The sequence below is a fragment of the Streptomyces sp. NPDC000941 genome (assembly GCF_053599555.1).
Map to the genome: position 1 here is coordinate 12,713 of NZ_JBSFMM010000045.1, position 15,621 is coordinate 28,333.

A 15,621-nucleotide genomic window follows, 5' to 3' on the forward strand; every position below is an offset into this window, starting at 1 on the left:
CGTCCGACCTGGCATGATCCAGATCATGCAGCGCCAGCGCCCCAACTCCCGGTCAGGCCAGCCCACATCCCGTCCCCCACGGTCCAACGCCACACGCCCCGACCTCGACCCCGAGCAGGGGCCGCGGCCGCGGCCTCGGTCGCAGTCGCTCGCGACCGGTCAGCGGTCCCTGGGGGATCCGGCGGTCCACTACTCCCTGTGGCCGCCGCTCATCAACGGCTGCCCGCGCACCTCCACCGACGCCGTCGCGTACCCGCTGGAGGTCGACTACGCGTACGACCGGGTGCCCGCCGACCTGTTCGGCCGCCCCGCCGCACACGGCCTCGAACGCTGGGCCCCGCTGCTCCCGCCGCTGGCCGCCCCCGGTCTCGGCGAGGGGAACACACCCCTGGTCCAACTGCCCGACGGCGTCTACGTCAAGGACGAGTCGCGCAACCCCACCTGGAGCCACAAGGACCGGCTCAACCGCGTCGCCGTCAGCGCCGCGAAGGCGAGCGGGGCGCGCGGCGTCGTGGTGGCCTCCTCCGGCAACCACGGCGCCGCGGCCGCTGCCTACGCGGCCCGCGCCGGGCTGCCGTGCGTCGTGATCGCCTCCCCGTCCGCCCCGCCCGCCGTGGCCTCCTTCGTACGCGCCTACGGGGCGCTGGTGGTCACCGGGCCCTACGAGTCGTGGAAACCGCTGACGCGGCGGATCGTGGAGGAGTTCGGCTATCAGCCGGTCTCCAGCCTGACCAGCACCGCCCACACCGGCCACCCCTTCGGCCCCGAGGGCTACAAGACCATCGCGTACGAGATCTTCCTGGACCTCGGCGAGCCGCCCGAGGCGGTGTACGTGCCCACCGGCTACGGCGAACTGCTCTTTGGCGTCTGGAAGGGCTTCCACGAGCTGACCCTGCTCGGCCTGGCCGACCGCACCCCGCGGCTGTACGCCTGCGAACCCGCCGCCGCGGGCGCGCTGACCACCGCGATCCGCACCGGCCGCCCCGCCGCCCAGGTCCCGATCGGGCCGACCGAGGCGTACGGGATCGCCTGTCCCGTGGGCGGCTACCGCGGGGTGGTGGCCGTACACGAGAGCCGTGGCGCGGCGCTGACCGTCACCGATGAGCAGATGTCCGCCGCCCGCGACGAACTCGCCGGCCATGGCCTGTGGGTCGAGCTGTCCTCCGCGGCGGGGCTGGCCGGGCTGCGCGCCCACCGGGAGAACCCCGCCCGCCCGGGCGACGCCTCGGGCCCCGTGGTGTGCGTCACCACCTCCAGCGGCTTCAAGGACAGCGCCACCGCCACCCCCGAGCCCGAGCCGACCGTGCCCGCGGACTGGGACACCGTCGCCGCCGCGCTGCGCGGTCTTTCGGGCTGACCGGCTCGAGCTGACCTGCTACCGGCCGGGCTCGGGCTCCAGCACGTCGGCGACCACGCAGCTGACGTTGTCGGGGCCGCCCGCGCCGTTGGCCAGGGCGATCAGCTCGCGCACCGCCTGCTCGGGGTCGCGGGCCGCGGTGACGACGTGGCGTACGTCCTCGGTCGGCACGACGGAGGACAGCCCGTCGGAGCAGAGCAGATAGCGGTCCCCCGGCCGGGCGTCGTGCAACCGTATGTCAGCCGCACCGCCGGCACCGCCCCCGGCACCTCCTGCCCCTCCAGTCCCTCCCATCAGGGCGCGCAGCAGCAGCGAGCGCTGTGGATGGGAGGTGGCCTCCTCCGGGCTGAGACGCCCTTCGTCGACCATCGACTGGACGAGGGTGTGGTCGTGGGTGATCTGGAAGAGCTCGCCGTCCCGCAGCAGATAGGCGCGGGAGTCGCCGATGTGCACCAGGGCGAGCCGGGAGCCGGTCCACAACATCGCGGTGAGCGTCGTGCCCACCTCATGGGGCGCGGGGTCGGCTCCGGCGATATCGCGCACCGCCAGGCCCGCCCGCTCGACGGCGTCCTCCAGCGCGTTGAGCAGGTCGCCCGCCGGAACGCCCGCGCCGACGCCCTCGGCGCCCAGGCGTTTGAGCACTTGGACGGCGGCCTCCCCGGCCGGGGCCCCGCCCGTGCCGAAGCCGTCGGCGACGGCGAGCAGGCGCGGCCCGGCGTAGGCGGTGTCCTGGTTGCTCTCGCGGACCAGGCCGGTGTCGGACAGCGCGGCGTAACGGATGTCCAGAGGCTCGACGGTCGAAGACGTCGAAGACATGACGGGGTCCTTCCATGACAGATGGTCGATGAGGAAGGCGGCCAGGTCCCGCCGGGCGGCGGTCTCGGCCTCGGCCCGGGCCCAGAAGGCCCGGACCTCGCGCGCCGCCGCGGCCGCGTCCGAATCGCAGAGGTCGCAGACCTCGCCGATACGGGCCAGCGGCATGCCCAGACGGCGCAACCAGGCCACCAGCCGGGCCCGTTCGAGCTGCTCGGGCGCGTAGAGCCGATAGCCCGTCACCGGGTCGACGCGGGCCGGGGCCAGCAGCCCCAGCTCGTCGTAGAGCCGCAGCGCCTTCGGCGACAGCCGGGACGCCTTCGCGAACGCCCCGATGGTCAGCAGACCCATGTCCGCCCCTCCTCATCCCGGGCACCTTCCCCCGGTCCCCCGATGCTGGGGCCTCCCCCAACGGCAAGGTCAAGGGCAAGATGGCGCGCCCGTGTCGACGCGCCGCCCGAGAGAGCCGGCCGCGGCGGTCAGATCGGCGCGGATCGCCTCTTCCCGCGGCCTGAGGTCCGTCTGTCTGCCGAGGACCGCGAGCGCCGCGAAGATCCGGCCTTCGACGTCCCTGACCGGCACCGCGTACTCGGTGATGCCGTGCTCGAACTCCTCATGCGCGGCGACCATCCCGCCCGGCCGGTCGCGGTCGTTGGCCGCGGTCAGCTCTTCGGCGGAGTGCGCGGCGCCCGGCCCGCCGACGCCGATCAGTTCGTAGCCCTCGAGCAGCGCCGCGATCTCGTCCCCGGAGTGGTCGAGCAGCAGCGCACGGCCGGCCCCGGTGCACCAGCAGGGGGTGACCAGGCCGGCCCTGGCCGGCCATGGCTCGGCCGCCGCCTCCGAACGCAGCAGCCGGACGAGGACGCCGTCGCGCACCGAGAGGCGGGCGCCGGCGCCGTGTGCGATGGCCAGGCGGCGCAGGACCGGGCGGGACGCGCCCGGCAGGCCGTGGTTCAGGGCCCGGGCCAGTTCGTGGAACCCGGCGGCGACGCGGAGGGTGGAGTCCTCACGGCGCTCCAGAAAGCCCCGGTCGCACAGCTCCTGGGTCATCCGGGAGGCCTTGCTGGGGTCGATGCCGATCTCCTGGGCGAGCCGGGCGACATTGAACCCGGTGCGCCCGGAGGTCTCCCGCTCCAGCACCGCGTTGATGATCTGGAGGCCGGTACGCAGCGAGGACGCCGCCTGGGCCTTCGGCGGGTTCGCTGTCACGGCCTCACTTTAGCAACGCGATCCCCGGCGGCCGCAGGACAACCGCTCACCGGACGGTGCACATCGGCAGCGCCGCCGATCGCTTCGGCATGGCCGCGCTGACAGGCCCGGAGGTGACGCTGGGCGAGGTCACAAAAGCGAAGGAGACGCTGATGACGCTGTTGAAGCAGACGACCCGGTACGACCTCGCCCTGATCGGCTTCGGTGGCGTCAACCGGGCGCTCGCCGAACTGATCGCCGAGCGCGGCGACGAGCTGTCCGAGGAGCTGGGCTTCGCCCTGCGCGTGGTCGCGATCACCGACCTGCGGGCCGGTTCGCTGGTGCTGCCCTGCGGCATCGACCTCGCTCCGCTGCTCGCGGCGGCGCCGGGGGAGCTCGACTTCTCCGGGATGGCGGGCGGCAGCGCCGATCCGCGCAACGAGTGGGTGATCCGGGAGGTGCCCGCCGACATCGTCGCCGAGGCCACGTTCACCAATCCGGCCGACGGCGAGCCCGCGCTGTCCCATGTGCGCTGGGCGCTGCGGGCGGGCAAGCACGTATGCACCACCAACAAGGGCCCGGTCGCCCTGCACGGCCATGCCCTCAAGCGGCTCGCGGCCGAGCACGGCGTCAGCTTCGAGTTCGAGGGCACCGTGCTCAGCGGTACGCCCGTGCTGCGCACCGCGGACCGGCTGCTCGCGGGCGCCCGGGTCACCGGTGTCGAGGGCATCATGAACGGCACCTCGAACTACATCCTCGGCCGGCTCGAAGAGGGCGTCGGCTTCTCCGACGCCGTCAGGGAAGCCCAGGAGGCGGGCTACGCCGAGGCCGACCCGACGGCGGACGTCGAGGGCTTCGACGTACAGCTGAAGGTCGCGATCCTCGCCCATGAGGTCCTGGGCGCCACGCTGTCCTGCGACGAGGTCGCCCGGGAGGGAATCTCGCGGCTCACCCCGGCGGATATGCGCGACGCCGCGGCCCGGGGGCTGCGGTGGAAGCTGATCGGCTCGGTGACCCGCCGCGAGGACGGCAGCGTCGACGCGCGTGTGGCGCCGGTCGCGCTGCCCCTCGAACACCCGCTGGCCTCGGTCGGCGGCCCGGTGAACGCCGTGGCCTTCCACACCGATCTGCTCGGCACCGTCACCGTCTCCGGCCCCGGCGCCGGGCGCACCGAGACGGCGTACGCGCTGCTGTCGGACATCATCGCCATCCACCACCGGCACCACACCGGCCCCACTGCTGCCGGACGCGTCCTCCAGGAGGCCTTCCGTGACTGACACCACCCTCGCCGCCCTCCCGCGCACCGGCGACGACAGCCAGGGCTTCGTCGCCGTGCACAACCCGTACACGGGCGAGGTCATCGGCTCGGTCTGCGCCACGACGGCGGAGTCGGTCGACGAGATCATGGCCCGCGCGCGCCGCGGGCGCGCCACCGCCCGGGCCCTCTCGCGGGCCGCCCGCGCCGCCGTACTGGACCGCGCGGCCCGGCTGGTCGAAGAACGCGCCGAGTCAGTCGCCCGGTTGATCGTGGCCGAGGCGGGCAAGACCATCGCCCAGGCCCGCAAGGAGGCCGCCCGCGCGGTCAACACCCTGGCCCTGTCGGCCGCCGAGGCCCGCCGCAACGCGGGCGAGGTGGTGCCCTTCGACGCGTACGAGGGGTCCGAGGACCGCCATGGCTGGTTCACCCGGGAGCCGCTGGGCATCATCGCGGCGATCACCCCGTACAACGACCCGCTCAACCTCGTCGCCCACAAGCTCGGCCCCGCCGTGGCCGGCGGCAACGCCGTCATCCTGAAACCCTCCGACCTCACCCCACTGTCCGCGCTGCGGCTGGTCGACACCCTCGTCGAGGCCGGGCTGCCGGACGAGGTGATCACCGTGGTCAACGGCGGCGCCGACCTCGGCGCCGCGCTCGTCGCCGCCCCCGAGGTGCGCATGGTCTCGTTCACCGGCGGCTTCGCGACCGGGGAGGCCATCGCCCGCCGGGCCGGGCTGAAGAAGCTCGCCATGGACCTCGGCGGCAACGCGCCCGTCCTCGTCCTCGCCGACGCGGACCTCGACCTCGCCGTGGCGGCGTGTGTGTCCGGCGCGTTCTGGGCCGCGGGCCAGAACTGCATCGGCACCCAGCGCATCCTGATCGCCCAGGAGGTGTACGAGGAGTTCCGTACGGCCTTCGTCGCCAGGACGAGGGCGCTGCGCACCGGCGACCCCCGCGACGAGCACACGGACGTCGGCCCGATGATCACGCCCATGGCCGCCCGGGCCGCGAAGGCGAAGGCCGATGAGGCCATCGCGCGCGGCGCGGTGCTGCTGTGCGGCAACGACCTCGACGGCAGCCTCTACAGCCCCACCGTGCTCGAGGGCGTCCCGGCCGACAGCGCCCTGTGGCAGCAGGAGGCGTTCGCGCCGCTCGTCGCGCTGCAGCCGGTCGGCTCCTTCGAGGAGGCGTTGGCGCGCGCCAACGAGATCGACTTCAGCCTCCACGCGGGCGTCTTCACCGCAAGCCTGGACCAGGCGATGGCGGCGGCCCGGCGGCTGGAGGCGGGCGGGGTGATGGTCAACGACTCCTCCGACTACCGGTTCGACGCCATGCCGTTCGGCGGGTTCAAGTACGGCAGCATGGGCCGCGAGGGCGTGCGGTTCGCCTACGAGGACATGACGCAGCCGAAGGTCGTATGCGTCAACCGCGCGGGCGGCTGACCACGCGCGCGAGCGTCAGCGCCGTGACCGTATCGCGTACACCGGGCATCTGGGCGATCTGCTCCCAGATGCCCCGTACGCGTTCCAGGGACCTGGCCTCGATCCGCACCATCAGGTCGAACTCCCCGCTGAGCACATCGCAGATGACGACCTCCGGGATGCGCTTGAGCGCCGCCAGCACCTCGCCGCCGCGCAGCCGGTCCTCGCGGTAGACCAGGACCAGCGCCGAGGCGATGTCCTCGTCCTCGTGGCCGCCGCGCACCAGCGTGTAGCCGCGGATATGCCCCTGCCGCTCCAGCCGGTCGATCCGCTGCCGTACGGCGTTCCGCGACAGCAGCACCCGCTGCCCGAGCTCGGCGTGCGACAGGCGGGCGTTGCGGGTGAGTTCGGCGATGATCTTCTCGTCGATCGCGTCCAGGGCCGGTCGGTCCATCGCGGTATCCGTTCTCCACATGGCTCTTCACATGGCGCTTCACATGGCGACACCCCGGCGGACTCGGGTCCGCCGGGGCTCGTTACGCCAGTCGTTCGGGCAATCAGTCATTCATGTAGTTCGGGCACAGGGCGAAGACGCGGGCCGGAAACCCGGAGCCGCCCTGGGGCTTGGGCCAGGTGGCGACGATGAGCGCGCCCGCCTCCGGGACCTGGTCGAGGTTGGCCATGAGCTCTATCTGCCACCGGTCACGCGCGAGGACATACCGCTCCAGGCTGAAGTCCCCCGCCGAGGTCGCCGACCCCGGGTCGGTGTCGGTCTGCTCATGGCCGATCGCGGTGACCCCCGCCTCCTCGAACAGCTGGCGCAGGACCTCGGCGGACCAGCCGGGGGCGTGGCTGACCCCCGCCGCGTCCTTGTTCGCCATCGCGTCCCGGTCCGGCCAGCGCCGGCTCCAGCCCGTACGCAGCGCCACGAACGATCCGGCGGGGACGGCGCCGTGGCGCGCCTCCCAGGCCGCCACGTCGTCCAGGGTAGGGGTCGCGTCCGGGTCGGCCGCCACCCGCTCGCTGATGTCGAGCACCACCAGCGGCAGGACCATCTCCTCCACCGGGATGTGGTCCAGCGTGCGCGCCCCGGCGACGAAGTGCACGGGCGGGTCGACGTGCGTGCCCCACTGGCCCACGATCGTGTACTGGTGGACGTTGAAGCCGTCCCCGCGGTCCATGTCGAAGACCATCTCGCGCCGCTCGTCCGGGAACGCCGGGAAGTGCGGCTGCCCGGGGTGGAAGGCATGGGTGAGGTCCGTGTACGTCGCCTTCGCGGTCAGCTCACGGTAGGCCGACCACAGGGCGGGGGTGCCGGGGGCGTTGGTGGTGTGCTGTGGGCTGCTGTCGTTCATGTGCCGGCTCTCTTTCGCGTCATTGGTTGTCAGTGGCTGTTCAACGGCCACGGTCGCGGGCCGCGACCAGCAGGTCCGTCAGTTCCGCGGGCCCCGCGACGGCCGCGACCGCGCCCGCCGACTCCGACCGGTCCCCGTAACCCCACAGCACATGGACGGCCGGGATCCCCTCGGCCGCGGCGCTGGTGATGTCGTACGACCGGTCGCCGACCATGAGCGGCGCCGATACGTCGACGCCGCGCCGGGCCAGTCGCGCCAGGCACTCCCGGATCACCTGGCGCTTGGTGGTGCGGCCCGTACGGTCGTCGATACCGCACACCGCCTCGAACCACGGGTCCAGGCCGTAGTGGGCGACGACCCGCCGCGCCTGGTCCTCGACCTTGGAGGTCGCCACGCCCATCGGCAGCCCCGCGGCGGCCAGCGCCTTCAGCGCGTCCGCGACCCCGTCGTACAGCGAGCTGTCGAGGGCGCCGTGCGCGGCGTAGTGCGCCCGGTACGCCGCGAGGGCCCGGAGAGCGGTGGGCTCGTCGAGGCCGAGCCGGTGGCGGAAGGACTCGTACATCGGCGGGCCGACGAACGTCCGCAGGGTGTCGGGGTCCGGCGCCGGGGTGCCGGCCTCGCGCAGCGCGGCGCGGATGCTCGCGAGGACCCCGGGGGCGGAGTCGACGAGGGTGCCGTCCAGATCGAGCAACAGACAGGTGGGCGGCGTCGGCGTGGGTGTCGGCGTCATGATGCCGTCCCGCTCCGCCTGCGGCCGTACCGCAGGTAGTAGTAGAGGTAGCAGGCGGCGACGAAGGGGATGCCGAAGTACAGGGCCGCGACCTGGGTGGGGTCCAGGGCCACGCCGACCAGGGCGGCCAGGCAGAGTACGAACGCCAGGACGGGCACGGTCGGATAGAACGGGGTGCGGTAGGGCAGCGCCCTCACATCCCCGCCGTCGCGCAGAAAGGCCCGGCGGTGGAAGAACTGCGAGGCCGCGATCGACATCCACACCGCCACCGCCGCGAACCCGGCGATCGACACCAGGACGAGATAGACGGTCTGGGCCGCGACGACGCTGCTCAGCAGTGACGCGATACCGCCCAGCATGCTCACCACGAGCGCGGTCATCGGGATCTGGCGGGAGTTCAGCCGCCGCAGCGCCTGCGGGGCCTGGCCCTCCTCGGCGAGCGAGAACAGCATCCGCGCGCAGGAGTAGAGGCCGCTGTTGCCGGCGGAGAGCAGCGCCGTGATGATCACGAAGTTCATGACATCGGCCGCGTAGGGGATCCCGATGGTCGTGAAGACGGTCACGAAGGGGCTCTCGTCCAGGCCGACCTTGTCGTACGGGATCATCGCGGCGATCACGGTGATCGCCCCGGCGAAGAAGACCAGCAGCCGGACCACCGTCACCCGCAGCGCCTTGGGGACCGCCTTGGAGGGCTCGTCCGTCTCGCCCGCGGCGACGCCGATCAGCTCGGAACCGGAGAAGGCGTAGAACGCGGCGAGGACGGTGACCATGACGCCGGACAGCCCGTGGGGGAACAGGCCGTCGGGTGTGTTGAAGTTCTCGAACAGATGCGGGAACGCGTGGCCGTGGTCGGCCAGCGGGTGGAAGCCGCCGATGGCCGCGCCGCCGAGGATGATGAGGGCGACGACCGCGGCGACCTTGATGATGGAGAACCAGTACTCGGTCTCGCCGAAGACGCGCGCGGAGATCGCGTTGACGGAGAACACCACGGCGGCGCAGACCACGCACCAGACCCAGACGCTGACGGAGGGGAACCAGCGCTGCATCAGCAGCCCGCAGGCGGTGAACTCGGAACCCAGGGCGACCGCCCAGGTCAGCCAGTACAGCCAGGCGGTGGTGAAGCCGGTGGCCGGGTTGATCGAGCGCGAGGCGTAGATGTGGAAGGCGCCCGAGACGGGGTAGGCGCAGGCGAGTTCGCCCAGGCAGGTCATGACGAGATAGACGACGAACGCGCCGACCAGATAGGAGAGGACGGCGCCGAGCGGACCGGCCTGGGAGATGGTGTAGCCGGAGCTGAGGAACAGCCCGGAGCCGATGACCCCGCCCATCGCGATCATCACGAGGTGGCGGCTGGTCATGGAACGGCGCAGCGTTCCCTGGGGCGGGTGGTCGGTCGCTCTTTCCGGAGCCGACGTGCTCTCGGTCGGTAGTGATGTGGTCATGACATGACTTCCTCAGGGTGGCGGTGACGGGGACGACACGGCGTGGCGGAGGGTGATGCCACCTCTTGGACGGCCGCGGCGCGTGCGGGGTCAGCGCGCCGCGGTCCGCCGGGGAGCGCGGAGGACCGCACAGGGCTTACGCGTGGAAGGACTTACGCGCACAGGGCTTACGCGCGGGAGACGAGCTCCAGGGGTGCGGAGAGCTCGACGACCGGGACCTCCCAGGGGTGGGCGGCCACGATGCGCGTCAGCACACGGGACACCTCGTCGTCCGCGGCGGAGGCGTCGACATAGGTGGTGAAGGTGAGGGTGGGGGACAGTGAGCGGGCGCCGACCGCGCCGAGGGTGGGGGTGGACCCGGGCGCCGCGGTGAACCCCTCGGCGCCGATGCCCACCTCGAACACGTCGGTGTAGAGGCCGAAGTCCCCGACCTCCGGCGAGGCCTCCAGTGCGCGGAAGAGTTCGGCCAGGGATTCGTCCTGGTGCAGCACCTCGACATCGCCCGTGGCCAGGGCGGCCAGGGTCTGCCGCGGGACGGGCCAGTACACCTTGATCGCTCGCACCGACCGGCTCCGGATCGCCGGTTCGGTACGGCACGGCCCCCGCTCATGGGCCGCGGACGTCATCGTCGCCGTCATGGCTGTCGCTGTCCCTTCTCGTATATCCCCGGCCTCGTATGCCCCCGGGTGACCGGGGCGAAAGCCGATGCGCGAGATGCTATGCGTGCATCTACCGCATGACAAGATGCAAATAACGCACAGTTTCGGAGGGTCGGCATCGCGAAAGGGCGGCAGTAGGGTGTCCGCGACAGCTGATCGCGCCGTATGGACGGCGCGCGGCACGGCGGGGCGACGTGGCTGAGGGGTCATGGAATCGAGCGTGGGCAAGGGTCTGGACGTGCTGATGGCGCTCGCCCACAGGACGGCCGAGGGGCATCGCCGCACCTCGGCCACCGACCTGGCCCGCGACCTGGCCCGCGATCGCAGCCAGCTGTCCCGCGGCCTGGCCGCCATGCGCGAAGAGGACTTCGTCGCGCGCGACCAGTCACCCCAGGCGCTCACCCTGCACTGGCGGCTCTACGCCGACACCCAGGAGCTCACCGCCCACCGCCTGCGTACGGACGGGCAGACCGCGCTGGAGGGCATGGTCGGCGAGACCGGCGAGAGCTGCTATCTGGGCGTCCTGGCCGGCGACGCGACCGTGACGATCGCCGAACGCGTCCCGCCTGGCAGCAAACAGGTCGGCTCGTGGATCGGCCGCCCCTATCCCGCGTACTGCAGCGACTGCGGGCAGGCGCTGCTCAGCGACGCCGACGACGAGGAAGTCGCCGCCGTCTTCGCCCGCACCGACTTCGTACGCCACGGCCCGAACACCCCCACCGGGCTCGACGACTTCCTCCGCCGGCTCGCCGCCACCCGCGAGCGGGGCTACTCGATCGTCGACGAGGAGGCCGAACCCGGTCTGTACTCGGTCGCCGCCCCGGTCCGCGACTTCCGCGGCGAAGTGGTGGCCGCGCTCCAGGTCGTCGGCCCGCGCGTCCGCCTCGCCCCGCGCACCGAAGAGCTGGCCGCCACCGCACTGCGCTGGGCCGACCACCTGGAAGCCGCCCTGCGGGGTACGTGACCCTCGGCCGACCACGCGCCCCTCGGCCCCCGGCTCACGCCCGCAACTCCCGGCCCGTAAACCGGGATGACGGCCACTCACAACCGCCCGCCGGCGCCCTCCGTGGCCGGGATGTCGGGGATGCCGAGATTGGCAAGGAAGGCCGTGGCCGCGGGTGGGCGGCCGACGGAGCTCCAGATGACGTATTCGACGCGGGCCGGTGCGTCGGTGACCGCGATGGTGGTGACGCCGGTGAGCTGGGGTACGTACGCGGAGGGCAGCATGGCGATGGCCAGGCCCTGCTCGACCAGTCGGCCGATGAACTCCGCGGTGGTCACTTCGAAGGCGACGTCGCGGCCGAGCCCGGCGGCCGAGAAGGCCTGGTCGGACTGGGCACGCCCGGCCGTTCCTGCCGGAAGGTCCACGAACACCTCGGTGGAGAGCCTGCGAAGGTCGACCGCCGGTTCGTCGGCGAGCGGATGGTCGGGGGCGACCACGGCGACGAGCCGGTCACGGGCCAGCTCATGGGCGGCGACGCCCTGAGGCCGCGAGGTGGTCGGCAGCCCGAGGAAGGCCACGTCGAGGGCGCCCTGTTTGACCTGCTCGACGAGGTCTTCGCTCGCGCCCACCCGCAGCCCGATGCGCACCTGGGGATACCGCTGGCGGAACTCGCGCAGCGCGCCCGGGATATCGACCGCGGCGACGGTGGGGATCAGGCCCACGGCGAGCCGTCCGCGTACCTCTCCGACGGCCGCGGCCACCTCGGCGGCCGCGCGCTCGGCGGCGTCCAGGCACTGGCGGGCGGCGGGCAGGAACGCCGCTCCGGCCGGGGTCAGCCGCACCCGGCGACTGGTGCGTTCGAAGAGTCGCGCACCCAACTCCTTCTCCAGACGGGAAATTTGGTGGCTGAGGGCGGACTGGACGACCAGACATCGTTCGGCGGCCCGGGTGAAGCTGTTGGTCTCGGCCACGGCGATGACGTACCGCATCTGCTGAAGCTCCATGGATCTATCTTGTATCGAGATCGATGAAGTGAAAAACATGTCTTGGACTCATCGATAGCCGCGGCATGAGACTGCGAGCATGACAAGTCCAGCAGCACAGAGAGCTTCCGCAGCACAGAGAGCTTCCGGCGGGCGCGCCGCCCTGACGGCGCTCGCCCCCGCGGTCTGGGGCACCACCTACGTCGTCACCACCGAACTTCTGCCCCCGGGGCACCCCCTGTTCGCGGGGCTCCTGCGTGCGCTGCCCGCCGGGCTGATCGCGCTGGCGATCACCCGGACGCTGCCGCGCGGGGCCTGGTGGGGAAAGGCCGCGGCGCTCGGTGTGCTGAACATCGGGCTGTTCCTCCCGCTGCTGTTCGTCGCGGCCGAACGCCTGCCGGGAGGTGTCGCCGCCACGCTGGCGGCGGCCCAGCCGCTGATCGTCGCCGTCCTGGCGGTCACCGTGCTCCGCGAGCGCCTTTCGGTCTGGCGCCTCCTGTGGGGTGTGACGGGCGTCGCGGGCGTCGGCCTGGTGGTGATCGGGCCGAACGCGGCGCTCGACGGCGTCGGAATCGTGGCGGGTCTCGCCGGCGCGGCCACGATGGCGCTCGGGGTGACGCTCACCAAGCGCTGGGGACGTCCCGCCGGGGTCGGTGCCACCGCGTTCGCCGGCTGGCAGCTCACCGCGGGGGGTCTGTTCCTGGTGCCGGTCACCTTCCTCGTCGAGGGACCGCCTCCCGCGATCGACTCGACCGCCGCCCTCGGCTATCTCTGGCTGGGTCTGGTCGGCGGCCTGATCACCTACATCCTGTGGTTCCAGGGCATCACCACCCTGCCCGTCACCTCCGTCGCGGTGCTCGGTCTGCTCTCGCCGCTGGTCGCCGCCGTGCTCGGGGCCGTCGTACTCGACCAGACGCTCGGCCTGATCCAACTCGCGGGGTTCGGGCTCTCCCTCGCCGCGATCGTCGCGGGGCAGCTTCCCGCGCCCACCCGCGCACGCGACCGGCTTTCGACCGCACCCCAGAAATAACCAAAACGGAAGGATCTCGCAGTGCCGAAGAAGAAGGCAGTCCTGGTCACGGGCGCGACCGGCGGCCAAGGCGGCGCCGTCGCCCGCAGTCTCCTCCACGGCGGCTGGGTGGTACGCGCCCTCGTCCGCGACCCGGGCAAACAGGCGGCCAAGGAGCTCAAGGCGCTCGGCGCGGACCTGGTCACCGGCGATCTGGACGACCCTCAGTCGCTGCGCGCGGCGGCGCGGGGCGCGTACGGCGTCTTCAGCGTGCAGCCCTCCGATATGGCCGACCCCCGCCCCGAAGCCGAGGTGCGGCAGGGCAGGAACGTCGCCGACGCGGCCCGGGCCGCGGGCGTCGCGCACCTGGTCTACAGCTCCGTCGGCGGCGCCGAGCGCGGGTCCGGTGTCGCGCACTTCGAGACCAAGGCGGAGATCGAGGCGTACATCGACGCCATCGACGTGCCCGCGACGGTGCTGCGGCCGGTGTTCTTCATGGAGAACTGGCCGTACCTGGTGCCCGAGGCGGTGAACGGGGAGCGGGTCGGTTCGCTCGCGCTGGACGCGGACACCTCGCTGCAGATGATCGCGCTGGCCGATATCGGCCGGATCGCCGCGGACGCGTTCGACAAGCCGGCCGAGTTCATCGGCGAGAAGATCGAGATCGCCGGGGACGAGCTGACCGTACGGCGGATCGCCGGGGTGTTCACCGAGGTCGACGGCGTACCGACGCGTTTCGAACGGCAGCCGGTCGACGAGCTGCGGGCCGCGGCCGAGCAGGCGGCGAACATGTTCGACTGGCTCAACGGGAAGGGCTACCAGGCCGATCTCGGCGCGCTCCGCGAGCGGTACCCGGAGCTGCTGACCCTCCAGGCGTGGCTGGGCAGGATCCGGTAGGCGGGGGGTGTCACGCTCGTGGGCCCGGCGGTGTCTTCATGCCGAACGAGCACACGGAGCAGGCACCTATATAAGGAGACACCATGGCGCTGCGTATTCCGAAGGCGGAGCTTCCCACCGAGCTGCGGGAGAACCTGATCAAGCAGCTCGGTGCCGTGCCCGAGCCCGTCGAGGTGAGCTTCAACAACCCCGACGTCGCCACGTCCAACCTGGAGTTCTCGGCCAAGCTGGCCGCGTGGGACGCGGCCGACGCGAGCCTCAAGACATTCGCGCACATGGCCGTCGCGGCACAGGTCGGCTGCAGTTGGTGCCTCGACATCAACTACTTCGCTGCTCTGAACGCGAATCTGGATCTGACCAAGGCGAGCCAGGTGCCGTGCTGGCGGGAGTCGGATGTGTTCACCCCGCTGGAGCGGGAGGTGCTGGCGTACACCGAGGCCATGACGAACACGCCGACGACCGTCACCGATGAGATGTCGGCGAGTCTGCTCGCCCAGCTCGGCGCGGCGGCGCTGGTCGAGCTGACCGCGTTCATCGGCTTCGCCAACCTGTCGACCCGGAACAACACCGCGAACGGGATCACCTCGCAGGGATACTCCGAAGCGTGCGAGATTCCGCTGGCCAAGCGGCCCGAGCAGACCGGCGCGGCGTCGACGGTATGACCGAGGACCCGTTCGTCACCCATCGCGGCCTGCTGTTCACGGTCGCCTACGAAATGCTCGGCTCGGCGGCCGACGCGGAGGATGTGCTCCAGGAGTCCTGGCTGCGGTGGGCCGACGTCGACCGTGCGCAGGTGCGTGACCCGCGCGCGTATCTCGTCCGGACCGTCACCCGGCAGGCGCTCAACCGGCTGCGGACGCTCTCCCGCAGCCGCGAGGACTACGTCGGCGAATGGCTGCCGGAACCGCTGCTGACCAGCCCCGATGTCGCCGAGGACATCGAACTCGCGGAAAGCGTCTCGATCGCCATGCTGACCGTGCTGGAAACGCTCGGGCCGGCGGAGCGGGCGGTGTTCGTGCTCCGCGAGGTCTTCGAGATGCCGTACGGCGAGATCGCCGAGGCCATCGGGAAGTCCACGGTCACGGTGCGGCAGATCGCGCGGCGGGCCCGCGAGCACGTGGCGGCCCGGCGGCCGCGGGTGCGGGTGAGCCGGTCGGAGCAGCAGGCCGTGGTGGAGCGGTTCCTGGTCGCGCTGCGCACCGGGCAGCTGCGGGAGCTGATGGAGATCATGGCGCCTGATGTGGTCCTGATCGCCGACGGCGGGGGGCTGGTGCCCGCCGTACTGACTCCCGTCCATGGGGCCGACGTGGTGGCGCCGATGCTCGCGCGCGCGAACCGGGTGGCCAGGGTCGAGACGACGACCGTATGGCTCAACGGCGCACCCGCGGGCCGGATCGAGTTCGACGGCGAGCCGGCCGCGGTGAGCCTCGCGGTGGAGGACGGGCGGGTCACCCGGATCTATGTGGTGCGCAATCCGCGGAAGCTGACGCGGCTGGACGAACCGGCAGAACTCGCCAGATAAGCCCACCGACGATCCGGATATCAGGGGTGTTCCGGGCGGTGAAG

At 72.1% G+C, this 15,621-nt stretch carries 16 protein-coding genes; 8 read left to right on the forward strand and 8 right to left on the reverse strand.

Annotated features, from left to right (window positions below; genetic code table 11):
* The first annotated feature begins 25 nt into the window (after positions 1-25).
* Positions 26-1,357, forward strand: a complete 1,332-nt coding sequence (locus ACWDSL_RS16955) for a threonine synthase (RefSeq protein ID WP_450486041.1) — start codon at positions 26-28, stop codon at positions 1,355-1,357.
* Positions 1,358-1,375: 18 nt separating this feature from the next.
* Here the strand turns inward: ACWDSL_RS16955 and ACWDSL_RS16960 are convergent, their stop codons facing one another.
* Both ACWDSL_RS16960 and ACWDSL_RS16965 read right to left on the reverse strand, forming a co-directional pair.
* On the reverse strand, positions 1,376-2,521 hold the full coding sequence (locus ACWDSL_RS16960; protein WP_450486043.1) for a MerR family transcriptional regulator: 1,146 nt from the start codon (positions 2,519-2,521) through the stop codon (positions 1,376-1,378).
* A 69-nt stretch (positions 2,522-2,590) separates the two neighbouring features.
* Positions 2,591-3,379: an IclR family transcriptional regulator gene (locus ACWDSL_RS16965; RefSeq protein ID WP_450486045.1), complete on the reverse strand. Its 789-nt coding sequence runs from the start codon at positions 3,377-3,379 to the stop codon at positions 2,591-2,593.
* 89 nt (positions 3,380-3,468) lie between these two features.
* Between ACWDSL_RS16965 and ACWDSL_RS16970 the strand changes: the two genes are divergently transcribed.
* Together ACWDSL_RS16970 and ACWDSL_RS16975 are read left to right on the forward strand one after the other, a co-directional pair.
* Positions 3,469-4,635 (forward strand): homoserine dehydrogenase, encoded by a 1,167-nt coding sequence (locus ACWDSL_RS16970; protein WP_450486047.1) that lies wholly within the window; start codon positions 3,469-3,471, stop codon positions 4,633-4,635.
* A complete protein-coding gene (locus tag ACWDSL_RS16975) occupies positions 4,628-6,058 on the forward strand; it encodes an aldehyde dehydrogenase family protein (RefSeq protein WP_450486049.1) in 1,431 nt (476 codons plus the stop codon). The genes ACWDSL_RS16970 and ACWDSL_RS16975 overlap by 8 nt, the downstream gene beginning before the upstream one ends.
* On the opposite strand, the gene ACWDSL_RS16980 is transcribed toward ACWDSL_RS16975, so the two are convergent.
* From ACWDSL_RS16980 to ACWDSL_RS17000, 5 genes are all read right to left on the reverse strand, one after another.
* The gene (locus ACWDSL_RS16980) at positions 6,039-6,491 is read right to left on the reverse strand and encodes an Lrp/AsnC family transcriptional regulator (protein WP_450486051.1); all 453 of its coding nucleotides are present in this window, start codon (positions 6,489-6,491) and stop codon (positions 6,039-6,041) included. The two genes, ACWDSL_RS16975 and ACWDSL_RS16980, sit on opposite strands and share 20 nt — an antisense overlap.
* Positions 6,492-6,594: 103 nt before the next feature.
* A complete protein-coding gene (locus ACWDSL_RS16985) occupies positions 6,595-7,392 on the reverse strand; it encodes a cyclase family protein (RefSeq protein ID WP_450486053.1) in 798 nt (265 codons plus the stop codon).
* A 40-nt stretch (positions 7,393-7,432) separates the two neighbouring features.
* Positions 7,433-8,122, reverse strand: a complete 690-nt coding sequence (locus ACWDSL_RS16990) for an HAD hydrolase-like protein (RefSeq protein WP_450486055.1) — start codon at positions 8,120-8,122, stop codon at positions 7,433-7,435.
* Positions 8,119-9,564 (reverse strand): amino acid permease, encoded by a 1,446-nt coding sequence (locus tag ACWDSL_RS16995; RefSeq protein WP_450486057.1) that lies wholly within the window; start codon positions 9,562-9,564, stop codon positions 8,119-8,121. The genes ACWDSL_RS16990 and ACWDSL_RS16995 overlap by 4 nt, the downstream gene beginning before the upstream one ends.
* Before the next feature lie 167 nt (positions 9,565-9,731).
* Positions 9,732-10,127, reverse strand: coding sequence for a hypothetical protein (locus tag ACWDSL_RS17000; RefSeq protein WP_450486059.1), 396 nt, complete (start codon positions 10,125-10,127; stop codon positions 9,732-9,734).
* Positions 10,128-10,431: 304 nt separating this feature from the next.
* Here ACWDSL_RS17000 and ACWDSL_RS17005 point away from each other — a divergent pair, with 304 nt between their 5' ends.
* A complete protein-coding gene (locus ACWDSL_RS17005; protein WP_450486061.1) occupies positions 10,432-11,187 on the forward strand; it encodes an IclR family transcriptional regulator in 756 nt (251 codons plus the stop codon).
* Positions 11,188-11,264: 77 nt separating this feature from the next.
* On the opposite strand, the gene ACWDSL_RS17010 is transcribed toward ACWDSL_RS17005, so the two are convergent.
* Positions 11,265-12,170, reverse strand: a complete 906-nt coding sequence (locus tag ACWDSL_RS17010) for a LysR family transcriptional regulator (RefSeq protein ID WP_450486063.1) — start codon at positions 12,168-12,170, stop codon at positions 11,265-11,267.
* 79 nt (positions 12,171-12,249) lie between these two features.
* Here ACWDSL_RS17010 and ACWDSL_RS17015 point away from each other — a divergent pair, with 79 nt between their 5' ends.
* The 4 genes from ACWDSL_RS17015 to ACWDSL_RS17030 all read left to right on the forward strand — a co-directional run bounded on the left by ACWDSL_RS17015 (position 12,250) and on the right by ACWDSL_RS17030 (position 15,577).
* Entirely contained in the window at positions 12,250-13,179 is a 930-nt protein-coding gene (locus ACWDSL_RS17015; RefSeq protein WP_450486065.1) for an EamA family transporter, read from the forward strand.
* A 21-nt stretch (positions 13,180-13,200) separates the two neighbouring features.
* Positions 13,201-14,055, forward strand: a complete 855-nt coding sequence (locus tag ACWDSL_RS17020) for an NmrA/HSCARG family protein (protein ID WP_450486067.1) — start codon at positions 13,201-13,203, stop codon at positions 14,053-14,055.
* An 83-nt stretch (positions 14,056-14,138) separates the two neighbouring features.
* Positions 14,139-14,717, forward strand: coding sequence for a carboxymuconolactone decarboxylase family protein (locus tag ACWDSL_RS17025; protein ID WP_450486069.1), 579 nt, complete (start codon positions 14,139-14,141; stop codon positions 14,715-14,717).
* Entirely contained in the window at positions 14,714-15,577 is an 864-nt protein-coding gene (locus ACWDSL_RS17030) for an RNA polymerase sigma-70 factor (RefSeq protein WP_450486071.1), read from the forward strand. Before ACWDSL_RS17025 ends, ACWDSL_RS17030 begins: the two co-directional genes overlap by 4 nt.
* Positions 15,578-15,621: the final 44 nt, after the last annotated feature.